The organism is Roseburia rectibacter, from assembly GCF_014287515.2.
Taxonomy (GTDB): Bacteria; Bacillota; Clostridia; order Lachnospirales; family Lachnospiraceae; genus Roseburia; species Roseburia rectibacter.
On sequence record NZ_CP092473.1, the window covers coordinates 3,056,273 to 3,073,341 of the forward strand.

Sequence of the window (17,069 nt, forward strand, 5' to 3'; positions counted from 1 at the left end):
ACAATATTCTTCTGTCTTTCTTGAAAATTCTTCTTTTTTATTTGTGCACTTTATCAATTTTCTTTATTTTTCGTTTTGTTTCGTTGTATATTTTGACATAACGATAAATTATTTCGTATTTTTTTCACGTCATTCTGCCACTTTAAAGTGTAAAAATATAATTCTAGGTAAAGAAAAAAAGATGCAGGATTTTCCCGCATCTTCCTTCTGATATAACATAGTATCATTCCATATTTTTTTATAATTCTAAGATCTTCTCGGCGATCTCCACAGCATCACGGATACAATCCGGACAGCTTCTTAGTACCTTTCCAGTTGTAACGCCTTTTAATTCCCCACAGGTCAGTGATCCGTTTTTATCAAGAAATTCCTTCGTGATCTCCCTGGTCAGTTTGTAAGTATCTGCCTTGCTTGCCGGCTGCTCTAGGTTTTTGCAGCTATTTTTTAATCCTGCAAGCATAACAGCACCGGATACTGCTCCGCAGGTTGCTGCCATGCCACCCATGCCAAGTCCAAATCCCTCACAGGCTGCAAATAACGTTTCCTCCGGTATTCCGGTTTCGTCAGCAAATGCACAGGCAACTGCCTGTGCACAATTAAATCCTTTATTATGTAATTCGATCGCTTTTTCTTTTCTGGTCATCTGATGTGTCCTCCACTTTTATTCTGCCTCATCAATCGCTTTTCCGATATCATGACGCATATATTTATTGGCAAAGCTGACCCACTCGGTTGCCTCATAGGCTTTCTTTCTTGCCTCTTTCAGATCGGCTCCGGTTGCCGTGATACCGAGCACACGTCCGCCGTTTGTGACGATATCGCCATTCTCATCAAATTTCGTTCCGGCATGGAAGCAGAAATAGTCATCTTTTCCATCAAATTTTTCAAGACCACTGATCTTAAATCCTTTTTCATAAGATACCGGGTATCCATCCGATGCTAAAACCACGCAGACTGCTGCATTATCCTCAAACCGCAGGTCAATGGTATCTAACTTACCATCTACACAGGCTTCCATTACATCAATGATATCATTTTTCATACGTGGAAGTACGACCTGTGCTTCCGGATCACCGAATCTCGCATTATACTCTAACACTTTCGGTCCATCCTCTGTCAGCATCAATCCAAAGAAAATAACGCCGGTAAACGGTCTTCCCTCTGCGGCCATGGCATCCACGGTTGCCTGATAAATGTATTTCTGACAGAAATCATCCACTTCTTTCGTGTAAAAAGGACTTGGTGAAAAGTTTCCCATTCCTCCGGTATTTAATCCCTGATCACCGTCTTTTGCGCGTTTGTGATCCTGTGCAGAAGACATGATCTTTATCGTCTTTCCATCCACAAAAGATAAAACAGACACTTCACGTCCTGTCATAAATTCTTCCACGACCATGGTATTTCCGGCAGTTCCGAACTTTTTATCCTCCATGATCTCTTTGACACCAGCTTTTGCTTCCTCTAAGGTATTACAAATCAAAACACCTTTACCAAGCGCCAACCCGTCAGCTTTTAATACGATTGGCATCTTTGCTGTCTCTAAATAAGCAAGTGCCTCCTCTGCTGAAGTAAAGTTTTCATAAGCCGCTGTCGGAATATTATATTTTTTCATGAGATCTTTTGAGAATGCCTTAGAGCCCTCTAAAATAGCTGCATTCTTACGAGGTCCAAATACCTTTAATCCCTCTGCTTCAAAAACATCCACAATACCACCAACCAGTGGATCATCCATTCCAACGATCGTAAAATCAATGGCATGCTCTTTTGCAAAAGCCACAAGTTTATCAAACTCCATGGCACCGATCGGTACACACTCTGCAAGGGCCGCAATTCCGGCATTTCCCGGAGCGCAGTAAATTTTATCGACACGCGGGCTTTTTGCCACACTTGTCACGATTGCATGTTCACGTCCACCGCTTCCAACTACTAATACTTTCATTCTCCGTCGCTCCTTACTCTTTTATGATACACTTTGTTTCATTTATCTCACTGCCACTTCATGAATCCATTTTATCGGTCTGATATTCCATTATTTACTCTGCAATGATCACATGACCATCTTTCACGGATACCTTCCCGTTTGCGATCAGATCGATCGCTTTCGGAAGGATCACCCACTCTGCCTGTTCCATAACACGACGCTGCAATACTTCCGGGGTATCACCCTGCTTTACCTCAACTGCCTTCTGTAAAATGATAGGTCCTGTATCTGTCCCCTCATCCACAAAATGTACCGTTGCACCGGTTACTTTTACGCCACGGGTAAGCACACCTTCATGCACTTTTAATCCATAAAACCCTTTTCCACAAAAAGACGGAATCAGGGATGGATGAATATTCACAATGCGGTTTTCGTATTCTTTTATCATCATTTCTGGCAATACTACAAGAAATCCTGCGAGCACGACGAGATCCACATTGTAAGAATTTAATTTTTCAAGGAATGCCTGATTAAAAGCCTCCCTGCTTTCAAAATCTTTCGGTGAGATACACAATGCTTCGATTCCATGTGCCCTCGCACGTTCTAATGCATAGGCATTTACATTATTGCTGATGACAACCGAAATACATGCATTTGTTATTTTTCCTGCACTGATTGCATCTATGATCGCCTGAAGATTTGTTCCTCCACCGGATACTAAGACTGCCAGTTTTAGCATAAGGTTACTCCTTTTTCACCATCTTTGATCTCGCCAACCACATATGGTGTCTCGCCTGCTGCTTTGATTGCTTCCATAGTCTTATCCACATCAGCAGGATCTACTGCAAGTACCATACCAAGTCCCATATTGTAGGTATTGTACATCATTTTTTCTTCGACCTGTCCTTTTTCTGCCATCAGTTTAAAGATAGCCGGAACCTCATAGCTGTCTTTGCGGATCATGGCATGTTTTCCCTCCGGCAGCATTCTCGGAACATTCTCATAGAAACCGCCACCTGTAATATGGCTGCATGCTTTGACACGTACTCCCGCTTCTTTGACGCTGCGCAGTGCTTTTACATAAATTCTTGTAGGTACAAGCAATGCCTCTCCAAGCGTTTTTCCTAATTCATCATAATATGTATTGAGACTCTCTTTTGTCATTTCAAAGATTTTTCTGACAAGGGAAAAACCGTTAGAATGTACACCGGAGGATGCCATACCGATCAGTACGTCTCCTGCCTTTAAGTCGGCACCTGTGATAATGTCCTTTTCATCTACAACACCAACTGCAAATCCTGCAAGATCATATTCATCTTCAGGCATCAGTCCCGGATGCTCTGCTGTCTCCCCACCGATCAAGGCTGCATCAGACTGTTTGCATCCCTCTGCCACACCACTTACGATAGATGCGATCTTTTCCGGATAGTTCTTTCCACATGCAATATAATCAAGGAAAAATAAAGGTTCGCCGCCTGCACATGCGATATCGTTGACACACATTGCAACACAGTCAATTCCGATCGTATCATGTTTGTCCATAAGAAACGCAAGTTTTATTTTGGTACCTACACCGTCTGTTCCGGATACTAAGGTAGGTTTCTCCATGTTTTTGAATTTTTCCATGGAAAATGCACCGGAAAATCCGCCAAGGCCTGTCAGAACCTCTGGTCTCATGGTTCCCTGTACATATTTTTTCATCAGTTCCACTGATTTGTATCCTGCTTCGATATCAACACCGGAATTTTTGTAATCCATTTACTTTTCCTCCTGAATCTGTTGTTTACATGTTCATTTTTTGTATCGTCTGTCCGTCTCTGCTGTCATGTGTTTTATTCAGAATAATACATTTATCATTATCTGCTTCTTTTAGTAATTCTTATAGCCGACTTCCTGTAATCTGGCATCTTTCGCCTGAACCTGCTCTTTTAACTCTTTCGAATATTCTTTTAATTTCGCAAGCAGTGCCTCATCTGATGTAGCAAGGATCTTTGCTGCAAGCAGACCTGCATTTGCTCCACCGTTGATTGCTACGGTTGCAACCGGAATACCGGATGGCATCTGAACGATCGAGTATAAAGAATCTCTTCCACCAAGCGATGTGGTATGCATTGGGATACCAATGACCGGCATCGGAAAAATCGCTGCACACATACCCGGTAAATGTGCTGCCATTCCTGCACCTGCAATGATCACCTTAAAACCTTTTGTTTCCGCACTTTTTGCATATTCAAAAAATACATCCGGCTCTCTGTGCGCAGAGATGATCGTCATCTCATAATCAATTCCAAGCTTATCTAAAATATCTGCAGCTTTTGCCATAACCGGCATATCTGAATCGCTGCCCATTACAATACCAACTTTTGCCATAATCGTGCTCCTTCCAGATTCCTACAGTATCAAATCTCCACTGTTATCTATGTGTATTGTAACTGTCATTCTTTTAGAAGTCCAATTAATATTTATTATTTTATTTATTAAATAATCTTATATATTATCTTATTTATTTCTGAAGCAGGACTCCAGCTTATTTTTAACAATCCTGTTTTTATAAAAGCGGCCCATTCAGCTGCTCTGTTCCGGCTAAGACAAATTTGCCATCTGCAATGATATCTTCTGTACTGCCATCTTTTCTTATCACTGTGATCTTGTCAAGCTCATCATATGGGATCGTAATATCTGTATGACAATTTAAATACGCTTTTTCTACGGACTCTTTTCTCTGTGCAGATACACTATTTTCCCTTGCAACGATCGCTTTTCCATCCGGGTTATAGGAAATGTTGTCCTCCTCATGACTGTAACAGGTATCTCCCACTGCAAAATGTGGTCCTGTTTTCTCCGCGATCAGAATCGGCAGCTTATCTGCGATCTGATAATCTCTCGCCATTCGGTATGCTGTCGTATTCGTCCCAATCGCAAATTCCCCCATCGGCAATGTATCATGATGTTTCAGGACATTATCACGGATATATTTTTTATTTTCCGCCTCATCCTTAAAATTCGTGCAGGTATAGGATTCTACCATACCATCCTTAAACCGGATCTCTAAATTCTCATAATTAAGTCCGTTTAAATATACCTGTCCGACAAATAATGTTCCCGTGGTCTTTTCTAGTACCGGTGAAGTAAATACCTCTCCCACCGGAATATTGACATCTGCCACACAGTTTTCAAATGCAGTCTCCTTTGACGGATCTTTTAATTTCCAGATATTTACATATAAATCTGTTTTGTTTTTTCCTTTTCCTGTGATGTGTACCTGATCTGCTGTATCTAAAACATCAATGATCTTCTGCTGAATTGTCTGGTATAATTTGTAATCTAACGTATTTAATTTTACAGTCTCAGCAAAAATCTCTTCAAAGCGTTCTCCTATCTCCGGTATCGGGTATGCGATGATCGTAAAACTGCGTTCTTCGCCCTTGATATATTCATTGATCATCTGCCCTGCCATATTCATCTCATAAACGCACAGTTTCTGCTGTTTTTCGTTATATTTCACTGCACACTCTTTATTTTCCGGTGAAAACGGTTCTTCCCCGAACACTTCAATAACTGCCGGGCCTGCATGACCTGCCGCCATTTTTTTCTCTTCCTCGAAATAATTTTTTCTTGCCTCCAAACAGCGTTCCACATATGCTTTATCCAGATAAAGCGCACGGTCTTCCCTGTGGTCATAGTCAAACTGTTTGTTTGGTGAAGTTGCCGTTGCAAGCATGGTCGGCTTTAAATTCATTTTTTCAAAATTATGCACCGCTGCACGGACCATACGCTCAAAACCGATCGGATAACGCAACTGGACAGTCTGCTTTTTGCCAAGATCTTTGCCTGTCACCTCAAATCCGATCCGGTAACCTTCTGTATAGGTGTCTGCCATCGCCTGGATCTCTTCATCAGTCATTTTATTTAAAAATGCTGCGATCTGTTTTTCATTTTCTCCAATATATACACCGTATCGATACAGATAGCGCAGATCCGTAAGATCTGCATTCATCACAATATCCGTCTCAAAATCTTCCGCTGGATCAATCAGCCTGCGCAGGCTTCTTTCATAAAAAATCTCACTGTAATCATGGAAAAACCAGTACAGATCCTGCTGCACTGCCGACTTCTCCGGAGCATCTTTTTCTTCTCCATTCTCAAAACGGTTATAAATTTCTACAAACAGCTCCATCTGGATCGTAAGCTGCATCAGATCTCCACGAAACGCTGCACCAATCTCCCTTCTTACGTAAGCAAAATAAGCACAGAGCAACTGCCCAAACTCTTCTCCTAATATTTTCACAGCATAGTCCGGATTCGCATAGCTTGTCTGATATGAAGCTCCAAGTATATCCTCATAGAATCCCAGATTACATTCTTCTGCTTCTTTTAAACTCCGCTTTTGAATCGCATCATCTGCCCACAGATCGTAAACAGCCGCCTGTTTCTGCAGTAACTGTGCTGTCTGTCTGAAATATTCTTTATATTTTTCTTCGGTCTCCGGCTTTTCTTCGATCTCTGCGATCCGCTCACGCACCAGCGCAAAACGCTCCTCTGCAAGTTCGTTGGATTCTTTATATAATTCTTTATACAACATTAAGTTAAAACCTCCACAACAAAATTCTATCACTCATCAATCAGTTTTCCATACTTCGCATTTTTTTCGATCAATGACTTTGCATACTCCCAGATACGCTCAGAGCCCTCATGCACTCTCTCATCTCTTTTAAGTACCTGAGACTTTTTCACACCATGTTCTTCCCATGAGATACCACCCGATGCATCATTTAAAAATAATGGCTGCACCTTATCTAACATATTGGCAAACTTTGATTCCGGTGTCTCCATAGCCTCAAACTCATCCCACAGACCGCGGTATTCCTTCTTCTGTGTTTCCGGGAGTAATCCAAAGATCCTGTCTGCCGCTTTTAATTCGCGCTCCCGCTTTGTCTTATTGCCCTCCGTATCATATGCGTAGGTATCTCCGGCATCGATTTCTATGACATCATGAAGAAGTACCATTTTCATGGTTTTTAATACATCAATCGGCTCATTCGCGTAATCAGCAAGCACAAACGCCATCAGTGCCAGATGCCAGGAATGTTCTGCATCATTTTCTTTTCTGCTCCCATCGCTTAAGTACGTCTGTCTTGTAATCTTTTTTATTTTATCCAGTTCCATAATAAATGAAATCTGTTTTTCAAAATCTGTCATTTGAATCTCCATTTCTTTTATAAATGAATGTCCTATTCTGAGTCATTATAAATTATCAAAATATATCACGTTGTAATCTATCACATTGTGATTTACAGCAAAAATCCAACCACATATAATGCCACCCATGCACCAACTGCAAGAAAAGAACATATCGTCGCAAGGTAAGGAAAAAAACGATAAGAATTTTCCTCTCTTAAACTTAAGACAGCATTAAATAATGCGACCACACCGACTAACATGGACGATACTCCTGCACTTCCAAGATACATACTGCCGTTTCCTCTGTTTTGAAAAGAACAGACAATAACAGCAACAAGAACTGCTAAAGAAATAACTGACAGCATCCATGCAATAACTCCCCTTTTTGACTGCTTTTTGTCTGTGAATTTATATCCTCTTTTATGCTTTTTATGCATCCTATTTATCCTCATTTTCACACTTTTTATCCATGTGTCTGACAGGCACATATTTTTATCCTAAATCTTCCATGCCGTTCTCAAATATCATTTTCCTGCCGACATTCTTTTATTATACAAAAACATATCTTTTTATGCAACCTGTCCGGCAGTCATATTGTTCTTGCACTCCAAGTAAAAAGCGTTTACTATAACAATAGATTTTAAAGATATTACCATGTAACCTGCAGGAGGATTTTATCAATGAAAGTTTATGTATGTTTCCCTAAAGGAAAGGCGAAAGCACTGACTATGAGCTACGATGACGGCAAAATCCAGGATGAGCGTCTTGTTTCTATTTTTAACCGTTACGGCATACGGGGAACTTTTAATTTAAATTATGGAATGATCGATAAAGAAGGGCTTACTCCACCACGGATTAAAAGTTCACGTATCAATGAACTTTATACCGGACATGAAATTGCAACCCATACCATGACCCACCCGACCATTGCACGCTGTCCGATGACGGAAGTTGCAGAAGAAATTTTAGCTGACCGGAAAGGTTTAGAACAGATCACCGGCCGCATTATCCGCGGACATGCTTATCCAAATGGTTCCTACAATGAAGACATCAAACAATTATTCCGCCAGCTTGGAATTGCCTATGCCCGTGTCGTAGAACCGGCAGCTGATTTTGCACTTCCAACCGATCCGCTTGAATGGCACCCGACCTGTCATCATGACGCCCCGGATCTGATGGAAAAAGCTGAATTTTTTGCAGAATTTAAGAAAAAACAGTATTTAAAATTAATGTATGTATGGGGTCACAGTTATGAATTTGACAATCATGATAACTGGAATGTAATTGAAGATTTCTGCGCATATATGGGTGGCAGGGATGATATCTGGTACGCAACCAACATCGAGATCATTGACTATATGGACGCTGCAAAACGTATCCTCTTTTCTGCAGACTGCAGGAGAGTTTACAATCCAAGTGCCCTCAGTGTATGGCTCGAAGTTGATGGCGATTCTGTGATAGAAGTAAAAAGCGGTACCTATCTGGAACTTTAATTATCATGCATCTTTCGCTCTGTGATCTTTCGCGTCAACTTTTTCACCAGATCATAGATAAGAAATCCAAACAATCCCCCAATCGTATTTAAGATCAGGTCGTCTACATCCAGACTTCCAACCTTAAATACCAGTTGCAGTATTTCCACGACAAGACTTAATTCAAAACTGTAAAGAACCGTATACCACATTTTTCTGCACCGTTCATAATAGATCGGCAAAAATGTTCCAAATGGCATAAACGCAATAATATTGCCGGCAAGGTTCAAAACTACTGCATAAGTGCCAAGAGCTTTACGATAACGGATAAATCGCATAATTTCTTTGAATGGAACAAGGTTATAGTGATATGCTCTTTCACTATAAGTTCGTCCCATTTCTTCTGAAAAAAATAAAAAATAAAATAACACTTCAAAGTAAACAGTGAACAATACGCCGGCAATCAGCCGGCGTCTTTTTTTTCTGTCATCCATCGATTTATTTACATCCATACTGTTCATAGTATGCATCAATTGCTTTTTTTATCTCATCATTAATGACAATTTTGCCCTGACACTCCTTATTGTAAAGATGTTCCACGACCTCTTCCATCGTTACAATCGCATTTGTCGGAAAACCATAAGTCTCTCGGATTTCATCAAGTGCACTCATTTTACCGCCAAGTCCCATTTCCATACGGTTTAAAGAAACCATCAGACCAACGATCTCAACATTTGCAGCTCCTCTTACTTTCGGAACTGTCTCCTCCATGGATTTACCGGATGTTGTAACATCCTCGATCATGACAACACGGTCACCGTCTTTTAAACTGCTTCCAAGGAAACTTCCCTTATCTGCTCCGTGGTCTTTTTCTTCTTTTCTATCCGAACAGTAACGGACTTCTTTTCCATACAATTTGCTGAATGCAACTGCTGTTACAACACTGATCGGGATTCCCTTGTATGCCGGTCCGAATAATACATCAAAATCATCTCCATACTTCTCATGGATCGCCTTTGCGTAATACTCACCAAGACGCATTAACTGTGAACCTGTCACATAAGCTCCTGCATTCATAAAAAATGGGGATTTACGTCCACTCTTTAATGTAAACTCTCCAAATTTGAGCACATCACTCTCAACCATAAACTCGATAAATTCCTGCTTGTACTGTTCCATTTTATCTACGACCTCCTGTTTAACTTCCTGAATATCGATTGTTTGCACCTGATTCTCTCGTGTCTTCACAATTATTTTTATACTATCATAAGTGTCTTAGAATCTCAATCTCTTTTAACTTCATTTTTTAACCTGTAGAAAAAACATTAGAATTTTTATCAGACAAGACCCTATTTTAAATCTTCTGTTTCATAACATATCTGTCTATTCCGTCAGTTCTCCTATCACTGTGATAAATCTTTGCTCTGTAAGACCGGAACTTTCTATGGTAAATATAACTCCATCTTTTTCAAAAACAGCAACATAACTATACCCGCCAGTCTGCCCGATCGGATAACATCCCGCTGTGACCGTAATCCCATGCACCAGAGACGTGGCTAAATGTGTATCTGTAAATCTTGTCACGATCCCGGATTCCGTTGTACGAACTCCGATTTTCAATGTACGTTCTCCACTTTCATCCGAATAGATCAGACTATTATTATCATCCACTGCTTCTCCTGCTTTATCATATCCAACATGATAAACACCATCCGACAGGATGAATCCATCTGGAATGGAAGTCGGACAGATCTTTGTTCCAAAATATTCTTCCAGCCCCGCTGCGTCATAAGAAACAATCTGATCCGGTTCTGCTACATCATAGGCTATACTTTCCATTTCGCGAATCTCATTAAAGATCAGACCGGTATCCTCCTCTGCTGTTTCCACACCTGCCTCATCCGCTGATCCGGCTGCTGTACTTCCATACATACCATCATAATCATTGAAAACCGTATCCACAGAGTTATTTTTGTTTCCTGAATATCCATTCCTGATCCTTCCATAAAACATTCCTGCACCGATGATCAGCACAAATGCTGTCATACACATCGCCGCCGAAATAGTGATATGCGCAGGCTGTTCCTTCTCTAAAGGGATTTTTTCTCTTATAACATAAAACATCCGCTTCATCCGTGATTTTGATTTTATCTCAACTTCCGCATCTGAAACATACTTTGGATCAATATGCCCGAATGCATCAATCAAATCATCTGCTTTCACTGCTCACACCTCGATTCCTTCCTGAGCAAGACATTTCCGTAAACTTTCCCTTGAACGCATCAGAGACGATTTTACCTTGCTCTCACTGATGGAGAATCTCTTTGCGATTTCAGCTATACTGTCAAAATACCAGTACCTCCGCACAAAGATCCTGCGGTTTTCTGTCTTCATCCCAGCCAGAAAACGGTTAATCATCTCCGCAAGTTCCATATTTTCCACATGTAACTCCATATTTTCACCGGAAATACAGTCCTGCATCTCTTCATATATGTAAGAAATTTCTCCCTCTCCACGCTTTTTCGAATGATTTTTCCGGTAGCGGTCTAAGGATAGATTTCTTGTAATCGCTCCTAAAAACGCCTGCAATATCCCCGGCCGCTCTGTCGGCATGGAATTCCACGCCCGGAACCATGTATCATTCATACACTCTTCACAATCACTTTCATTGTGCAGTACATTCTGTGCTATCTTGTGACAATATGCTCCGTATTTCTGCTGTGAGCATGTAATTGCCCTCTGATCTCTGACCCAGTATAACTCAATAATCTTTTCATCCTCTAAAAACTGCCCCACGATCCGAATTATATCCTCCTGTAATGTTTATCCTGTTCTGTTATGATTTTACAGAGCATCTGCCGCACCAATAAAAACAGGTATCCCATTCTCCCTGTCTATGATCGCATAGACAAATGGCCTGTCCAGCACAACATTTTCCACTGCCTCCAGACACCCCATTGTTTCCACTTCCACAACTGTTGCCGCCCCGGCCTTTGTACCAAGTTCATTCACTTCAATCTTTGTCCGGTGCAATACCCGGCTGATATACAGATTATCCCCATTTTTACAATTCCCCATCTGTGAAAAATCTGCTAATTTCTCATCAAATGCATCATGCATTCCCATTCTGTCTAAAACTTCCGCTAATTCTTTCTGCGTCTCCGCCTTAAACTTTGGCATACCTGTTTCCACTATTGTATCATTTGCCTGAGCAATTGTCTTTAGAAAAGTTTCTCCATTCATCTGACTGATATAATCTCTGATATCCATATTCTCATCCGGAAGCAGTGCAACAAAGTCAAAGCCTTCTTTATACGGCTTGATAAATCCAACGGCATGCTCTTCCTTCAGAAAAGAATATTCCTCCGAATACATCATTGATACTGTTGAATGATTACCATCAATATCATAAAAATCAGCATCATGCACCTGTTCCTTTTCATACGGGTCCTGCCACTCCCCCTCAAATGCCACTGCATTTACAAGATACATAATAGCATATGGCGGTATCTGATCCATGATATCTTTGATCATTCCATCCGTGCGCCGGTCGATCCAGCGATTGATATCCTTTGTCGTTTTTTTATCAAAAGCCGAGGCAAAGATATCTGCCTGATAAAATTCAGCGTTTAACTTCAGAAAATCATCTGCCGGTACAAAGTTCTCATCAGCATCTTTGTACCAGATAGAATTCGCTGTATATAAATGATTATTTTTTTCCTTTGGCATGGAACTTTGCAGACGCTGCAGCTCCCGATTGAGAAGATCAAGCGAGCAGTCTGCCGTACCGCAAAGTACACTCTCCATCTGTTCCAAAGTCTCGCCTGATGCTCCGTTTGCAGTCATGGCAAGCGCATTTATCACGGAATATGGTGATATCATTGTATTTTTTCCAGCTTCATAGCTATTTTGAAAAGCCTTTATTGCAAAATCAGCATAACTGTCCGCAAATATTTTGTCTGATTTTTCATCCGATGGCAGCATCTGAACATTATCTCCGGATTTTCCAGTATCTTCTTTCGTTACATTCAATTCCCTTGTCGATCCTGAAAGATGCATGCCTTCTACATTAGAACACGCAGCTGTCCCTGATAACAGAATACCAGCTGTTAAAAATAATGCTACTATCTTTTTTGCTCTTTTTTTCATCTTCTCTTCCTCCATTGTATCTGTTTCCTGTTGTTTCATTGCTCTTCTATAGAAAAAGACGCAAATGGGTAACTGCCCGTTGCGTCTTTTTCCAATTTTTTCCAGCATAGAATTTGCCTTACTATATTTTCCAGTCCCCATGTAACACATCGCTGTAAAACAATCTAATTCGTCATTTTCTACTGAAATCTTCTTCCTGATCTTTTCCAGCTCTTTCGGTCTCAACATCATTCGCGATAAGTATATCATATTTCACCAGTCGTTTCCCACATAACCGTAAAAAAGTAAAAAACCATATGATACATTTTCTATATGTATCACATGGCTTTACTTATTACTTTACTTATTGCTTTTCAACTGAAATAATTGTTCCCGAAAATGCATCCACTTCTGAAAGTTCCCCGGTATATGTTACTTTTACTTTATCTCCAACAGAAACATTTTCCAATCCCTGTGGTTTTGCATCAAAACTTAATTCATAGGAAGCACCACTATCATCTGTCACAATAAACATAAAATCTTTGATCTCGTCCACCGTTCCATTCAGTGTTTTCTCTTCGCCTGTTACCGCTTCAGCTGTATTTTCCGGTACAGCTTCAGTCTGTAACTCTGTTTCAGCGTTACCCTCTGCACCAGCCTGCTGTTCTTTCTGCATATTATCCTCTGCCTGTACTTCCTGCTGCACTTCATTTCCGGCATCAGCACGATTCGTGCTTCCACATGCTGTAAATATGGACATACACATTACCGTTGCTAATACATAAATTGTTTTTTTTCTCATTCTGAATATCCTCCTGCGTGTTTTTATTACTTATCATTTGTAAGTTTCATTTATTTAGATAAAATAATAACAAAAAAAGTTTCATTAAAAAAAAATTTTTATTCCCGTTTCCTCATTATTTTTATGAACATGAATTATTCGGCAAATGGATAAAATGCTTTTTCCGGCAGATGTGCGTCAGGAAATGCATATTAAGATAAAAGAAACAGAAACGGAGAACATCTATGAACAGTATCGGGGAACGTATTGTATTTTTACGTGAAGAACGCGACATGAGCCAGAAACATCTTGCTTACACGATCGGTATCGCTCCGACTACCCTATCCCGATATGAAAACAACCTTTATGAACCAAAGGCTGAAATTTTAAACCGGCTCGCAAAAGCCCTTGATACCACTTCTGACTTTCTGATCGGACTTACCGATATTTACGAGAAACCAGCAGATGCCAGAAAGCGCAAATCAGAACTCACTGCCGATGAACAGCGTCTCTTAAGTTATTACCGTAAATTAACCGACCTGAATCAGGCTCGTTTAAAGGAACGCGCCGAGACGCTGCTTGATCTGCAGGAGAAAAAATGATTTTTATTTTCCACAGCACTTTTTATATTTTTTCCCACTTCCACATGGGCACGGATCATTCCGGCCTATTTTCTTACCTTCCCGCTGATATGGCATATCCATTTCAATACCGGCAAACGGATCCCATTCTTCTACCCGATTCATATAATAATCACTGATTCCTGCTACCTGTTCTCCGACCATATCGATCAGTGCTTCTACGCTCTCGTCCTCTGTCCGGTCCGCAATTGCAGCAAACATGGTGTTTGCTTTATTATATTTTCCAGTACCCATATAGGACAAAGCCGTAAGACAATCTAATTCAGCATTTTCTACGGAAAGTCCCTTCCGGATCCTTTCTAATGCTTTTGGTCTGTCCGACTCTCTGTTTTCATAAAAAGCCCTGTATATTTCTTCCTGTATTTTTACAGGCATATCTTTTAATGATGTGTCCTGTGTGATCTCCTCTCGTTCTATATCTGCCGCAAAAACGTCTGTTTCAAATGCATTTTTCCCGGTGATTTTCTCATACTCCATCCTGGAATATCCATGAAGCATTGGGAGTCCAAGTGTCATGATACCTTCAAGTACAACCTGCCAGATATTCATCCGGTCGTATAAAAGAACTGTTTTTCCAGCCTGTTCCTCATGCAGTAAGATTGTATCAAATATTTCATCTGCACTGCATCCACTGACTGTTTCATTAAAAATCAGTTCTATCATATCCGAAACATCATCCTGTGACATATCCAGTGTTTCATCAAGCTCCTGTGCCAAAATCTGCCAGCATTGTCCAAGATCAGCAATATTCGTGGAGACAGAAAGAACTTCTTTTTGTGAAAACTTCTTATAAGGAAGATCTGTGGCAAACTTTTCCAGTCCCTCAATAATGCGTTCATTATCTACATTTATAAGTGCCGCATAACTTTTCCCGGTATCACTTCTTCGTAAAGTCTGAAACTGCTTTCCAAAACTGCCATACCAGTACACATACCGAAGGAAATCCCTCTCTGAAAGGTTCATATTCCATACATTTTCAAAAATTTCATGAAAATCCTTGAGTTCTAACAATATATACGTAAGCAGAAGTTTCATTATTTTTCCGGTAATATCATCAATCTCTTTCCGATACCTTTTCCGGTCTAATGACGTTATCAAAGCAAACCTTTCTTTGAAATCAATAGCAGGAAACACATATGCTGCCTCTGTTTTTGGCGGAACCTGCACATGTAAAAGTCCCAATACGATACCTTTCATAATTGTATCATAGTCTGCTGTGTATTTTTTATTTTCCACAAACCCGCTTATTTTCTCAAATTCCCGTATATTATTTTCTGTCAGAATATAAAGATAATACTCCGGGTGCTTTGTCAGTTCTTCATTGATGGCATCCGCTAATATACCCGGATCTTCCTTTTCATAATCATATGAAAGCTGGAGATACTTGCTGTAATCCCTTGTTTGCTGCTCACTCAGCCTGTGCATTAATTCCTTACATGTCCGATGAGGCGGCATTTTACAGATATTTCCTTTCGCCTCTTTATTGCAGAATTCTTTCCATGCAGTTACTTCTTTTCGTATGACGGACTGTTTTTTCGCGGCATCGTCCAGATTTTTCAAAAATTTTTCTGCCTGCTCCCTGAAATATTCATAAAATTCTTTTTTGTTCTCTTTAAAGGCTTCGATACCTTTCATCATCTGCTCATAATCGTCCGGCATATCTGTTTCCTTAAAATGCATTTTTTCAAGATTATGATTAACTGCTTCCATATCGTATTTTTCCGGCTGCATATCTTCATCCCAGTCACCACAGAAATCTTCAATAAAATTGTCTCCTTTTACCTTCAAAATTGCGGCATGATCTGCTGTATATTCCGGCATCTTTTTTTCAAATATCACCTTGTGCTGCCAGTCATCGCCAAAATCATAGGTATAACGAACCCATTTTTCATGCTCTAAAACCGGTCCCACCGGTGTTTTTTTCTCGATCATGAACATACTTTTCACTGCATCTTTTTTACTTTTTACAATTTCAAAACTATTTCCGGGGCTTTCGAAAATATGCAGATGCATATCCTCCCACCCGAAAATCTCCTGAATCACACAATGCAGATCTGCAAAAGACATTTTTTCAGGTACTACAACTCTCCGCCATACCGGTGGGTGAGTATCCATGATCATGATTTTTAAAACAATGCCTGACATTTTTTGATACCTTCGCTTTCGTTTGCTATTTTATATCTGTGACAATTATAACATTTGACATGCATGTTTTGGAGTTTTTTGCTTAATCCCACATATTTTTCCAAACATTTCCTTTTCGTATTTTATTAGACTTTTTTTCGTTCGTCAAATATTTCCCCGCTCACTCCATCAAAATCTCCTCCACCGTCACAAACGTATACCCCTCTTTTTTCAGTTCATCAACAATCGCAAATGCCGCTTTCACCGAGGATTCTGACGCATCATGCAGCAGAATGATATCATTCTCCTCTACCTTATCGATCACTCTTTTGGCGATCACTCCGGAATTGTCTGTCGCCCAGTCTTTCGGATCAACGTCCCACAGTACCTCAATCATTTTTGTCTCATAATCCAGATTACATTTCCAGCAGCCATACGGAGGTCTTATGTACTCCGGATATTTTCCGGTGATATCATGGATGGCGGCATTTGTCTTATCCACCTGCTCGATCGCCGCTGCATCGGAAAGATTGCTTAAATTGACATGCTCGTAAGAATGCGTGCCGATCAAGTGCCCGGAATCAGAAATATCTTTGACGATATCAGGATATTTTTCAACCTCTTTTCCCAGCAAAAAAAACGTGGCATTGACACCACGTTCTTTTAACCCCGAAAGAAGTTCTTCTGTATAATCCGGATTTGGTCCATCATCTGCTGATGTCAAGTAAGGACCAAATTTTTTTGAAGAAATTTTGATTTTGGGGTTGACAAACTACAACATGAGCATTTCATAAATCATTGTTTGTATATAATACTTTTTA

The 17,069-nt window shown here is 40.2% G+C and carries 18 protein-coding genes; 2 read left to right on the forward strand and 16 right to left on the reverse strand.

Annotated elements, in window-relative coordinates:
* Window positions 1-238 precede the first annotated feature (238 nt).
* The 8 genes from H8S51_RS14105 to H8S51_RS14140 form a co-directional block, all read right to left on the reverse strand.
* Window positions 239-643, reverse strand: coding sequence for a C-GCAxxG-C-C family protein (locus tag H8S51_RS14105; protein WP_117922016.1), 405 nt, complete (start codon window positions 641-643; stop codon window positions 239-241).
* 18 nt (window positions 644-661) lie between these two features.
* The gene (gene purD, locus H8S51_RS14110) at window positions 662-1,939 is read right to left on the reverse strand and encodes a phosphoribosylamine--glycine ligase (protein WP_117922015.1); all 1,278 of its coding nucleotides are present in this window, start codon (window positions 1,937-1,939) and stop codon (window positions 662-664) included.
* Between the two features lie 94 nt (window positions 1,940-2,033).
* Window positions 2,034-2,660, reverse strand: coding sequence for a phosphoribosylglycinamide formyltransferase (gene purN, locus H8S51_RS14115; RefSeq protein WP_186899638.1), 627 nt, complete (start codon window positions 2,658-2,660; stop codon window positions 2,034-2,036).
* Window positions 2,654-3,679 (reverse strand): phosphoribosylformylglycinamidine cyclo-ligase, encoded by a 1,026-nt coding sequence (gene purM, locus H8S51_RS14120; protein WP_186899637.1) that lies wholly within the window; start codon window positions 3,677-3,679, stop codon window positions 2,654-2,656. The genes purN and purM overlap by 7 nt, the downstream gene beginning before the upstream one ends.
* 111 nt (window positions 3,680-3,790) lie before the next feature.
* The gene (gene purE / locus H8S51_RS14125) at window positions 3,791-4,291 is read right to left on the reverse strand and encodes a 5-(carboxyamino)imidazole ribonucleotide mutase (RefSeq protein ID WP_186899636.1); all 501 of its coding nucleotides are present in this window, start codon (window positions 4,289-4,291) and stop codon (window positions 3,791-3,793) included.
* A 178-nt stretch (window positions 4,292-4,469) separates the two neighbouring features.
* Window positions 4,470-6,503: an aminopeptidase gene (locus H8S51_RS14130; protein ID WP_186899635.1), complete on the reverse strand. Its 2,034-nt coding sequence runs from the start codon at window positions 6,501-6,503 to the stop codon at window positions 4,470-4,472.
* 29 nt (window positions 6,504-6,532) lie between these two features.
* Window positions 6,533-7,120 (reverse strand): HD domain-containing protein, encoded by a 588-nt coding sequence (locus H8S51_RS14135; RefSeq protein WP_117922011.1) that lies wholly within the window; start codon window positions 7,118-7,120, stop codon window positions 6,533-6,535.
* Window positions 7,121-7,212: 92 nt separating this feature from the next.
* Window positions 7,213-7,539: a DUF6142 family protein gene (locus H8S51_RS14140; protein ID WP_241070731.1), complete on the reverse strand. Its 327-nt coding sequence runs from the start codon at window positions 7,537-7,539 to the stop codon at window positions 7,213-7,215.
* Window positions 7,540-7,782: 243 nt separating this feature from the next.
* Here H8S51_RS14140 and H8S51_RS14145 point away from each other — a divergent pair, with 243 nt between their 5' ends.
* Window positions 7,783-8,595, forward strand: a complete 813-nt coding sequence (locus tag H8S51_RS14145) for a polysaccharide deacetylase family protein (RefSeq protein WP_117922009.1) — start codon at window positions 7,783-7,785, stop codon at window positions 8,593-8,595.
* Here H8S51_RS14145 and H8S51_RS14150 read toward each other — a convergent pair.
* From H8S51_RS14150 to H8S51_RS14175, 6 genes are all read right to left on the reverse strand, one after another.
* Window positions 8,592-9,068 carry a VanZ family protein gene (locus H8S51_RS14150; protein WP_330646639.1) on the reverse strand — a complete coding sequence of 159 codons (477 nt, stop codon included), beginning with the start codon at window positions 9,066-9,068 and terminating at the stop codon, window positions 8,592-8,594. The two genes, H8S51_RS14145 and H8S51_RS14150, sit on opposite strands and share 4 nt — an antisense overlap.
* A 4-nt stretch (window positions 9,069-9,072) precedes the next feature.
* Window positions 9,073-9,753: an orotate phosphoribosyltransferase gene (pyrE, locus tag H8S51_RS14155; RefSeq protein WP_015559808.1), complete on the reverse strand. Its 681-nt coding sequence runs from the start codon at window positions 9,751-9,753 to the stop codon at window positions 9,073-9,075.
* 204 nt (window positions 9,754-9,957) lie between these two features.
* Window positions 9,958-10,797 carry a hypothetical protein gene (locus H8S51_RS14160; RefSeq protein ID WP_186899633.1) on the reverse strand — a complete coding sequence of 280 codons (840 nt, stop codon included), beginning with the start codon at window positions 10,795-10,797 and terminating at the stop codon, window positions 9,958-9,960.
* Between the two features lie 3 nt (window positions 10,798-10,800).
* A complete protein-coding gene (locus H8S51_RS14165) occupies window positions 10,801-11,370 on the reverse strand; it encodes an RNA polymerase sigma factor (protein WP_022111972.1) in 570 nt (189 codons plus the stop codon).
* A gap of 48 nt (window positions 11,371-11,418) precedes the next feature.
* Window positions 11,419-12,723, reverse strand: a complete 1,305-nt coding sequence (locus H8S51_RS14170) for a serpin family protein (RefSeq protein ID WP_241070732.1) — start codon at window positions 12,721-12,723, stop codon at window positions 11,419-11,421.
* A 343-nt stretch (window positions 12,724-13,066) separates the two neighbouring features.
* Window positions 13,067-13,504: a hypothetical protein gene (locus H8S51_RS14175; RefSeq protein ID WP_186899632.1), complete on the reverse strand. Its 438-nt coding sequence runs from the start codon at window positions 13,502-13,504 to the stop codon at window positions 13,067-13,069.
* Between the two features lie 224 nt (window positions 13,505-13,728).
* Here H8S51_RS14175 and H8S51_RS14180 point away from each other — a divergent pair, with 224 nt between their 5' ends.
* Window positions 13,729-14,085, forward strand: coding sequence for a helix-turn-helix domain-containing protein (locus H8S51_RS14180; protein ID WP_186899631.1), 357 nt, complete (start codon window positions 13,729-13,731; stop codon window positions 14,083-14,085).
* 3 nt (window positions 14,086-14,088) lie between these two features.
* On the opposite strand, the gene H8S51_RS14185 is transcribed toward H8S51_RS14180, so the two are convergent.
* Entirely contained in the window at window positions 14,089-16,269 is a 2,181-nt protein-coding gene (locus tag H8S51_RS14185; protein ID WP_241070733.1) for a plasmid pRiA4b ORF-3 family protein, read from the reverse strand.
* A gap of 160 nt (window positions 16,270-16,429) precedes the next feature.
* Entirely contained in the window at window positions 16,430-16,972 is a 543-nt protein-coding gene (locus H8S51_RS14190) for a polysaccharide deacetylase family protein (protein WP_241070734.1), read from the reverse strand.
* Between the last annotated feature and the right edge of the window lie 97 nt (window positions 16,973-17,069).

Coding starts and splice junctions, on each gene's coding strand:
- H8S51_RS14105 (WP_117922016.1), bottom strand. CDS start 643: ATGACCAGAAAAGAAAAAGCGATCGAATTACATAATAAAGGATTTAAT.
- purD (WP_117922015.1), bottom strand. CDS start 1,939: ATGAAAGTATTAGTAGTTGGAAGCGGTGGACGTGAACATGCAATCGTG.
- purN (WP_186899638.1), bottom strand. CDS start 2,660: ATGCTAAAACTGGCAGTCTTAGTATCCGGTGGAGGAACAAATCTTCAG.
- purM (WP_186899637.1), bottom strand. CDS start 3,679: ATGGATTACAAAAATTCCGGTGTTGATATCGAAGCAGGATACAAATCA.
- purE (WP_186899636.1), bottom strand. CDS start 4,291: ATGGCAAAAGTTGGTATTGTAATGGGCAGCGATTCAGATATGCCGGTT.
- H8S51_RS14130 (WP_186899635.1), bottom strand. CDS start 6,503: ATGTTGTATAAAGAATTATATAAAGAATCCAACGAACTTGCAGAGGAG.
- H8S51_RS14135 (WP_117922011.1), bottom strand. CDS start 7,120: ATGACAGATTTTGAAAAACAGATTTCATTTATTATGGAACTGGATAAA.
- H8S51_RS14140 (WP_241070731.1), bottom strand. CDS start 7,539: ATGCATAAAAAGCATAAAAGAGGATATAAATTCACAGACAAAAAGCAG.
- H8S51_RS14145 (WP_117922009.1), top strand. CDS start 7,783: ATGAAAGTTTATGTATGTTTCCCTAAAGGAAAGGCGAAAGCACTGACT.
- H8S51_RS14150 (WP_330646639.1), bottom strand. CDS start 9,068: ATGGATGACAGAAAAAAAAGACGCCGGCTGATTGCCGGCGTATTGTTC.
- pyrE (WP_015559808.1), bottom strand. CDS start 9,753: ATGGAACAGTACAAGCAGGAATTTATCGAGTTTATGGTTGAGAGTGAT.
- H8S51_RS14170 (WP_241070732.1), bottom strand. CDS start 12,723: ATGAAAAAAAGAGCAAAAAAGATAGTAGCATTATTTTTAACAGCTGGT.
- H8S51_RS14175 (WP_186899632.1), bottom strand. CDS start 13,504: ATGAGAAAAAAAACAATTTATGTATTAGCAACGGTAATGTGTATGTCC.
- H8S51_RS14180 (WP_186899631.1), top strand. CDS start 13,729: ATGAACAGTATCGGGGAACGTATTGTATTTTTACGTGAAGAACGCGAC.
- H8S51_RS14185 (WP_241070733.1), bottom strand. CDS start 16,269: ATGTCAGGCATTGTTTTAAAAATCATGATCATGGATACTCACCCACCG.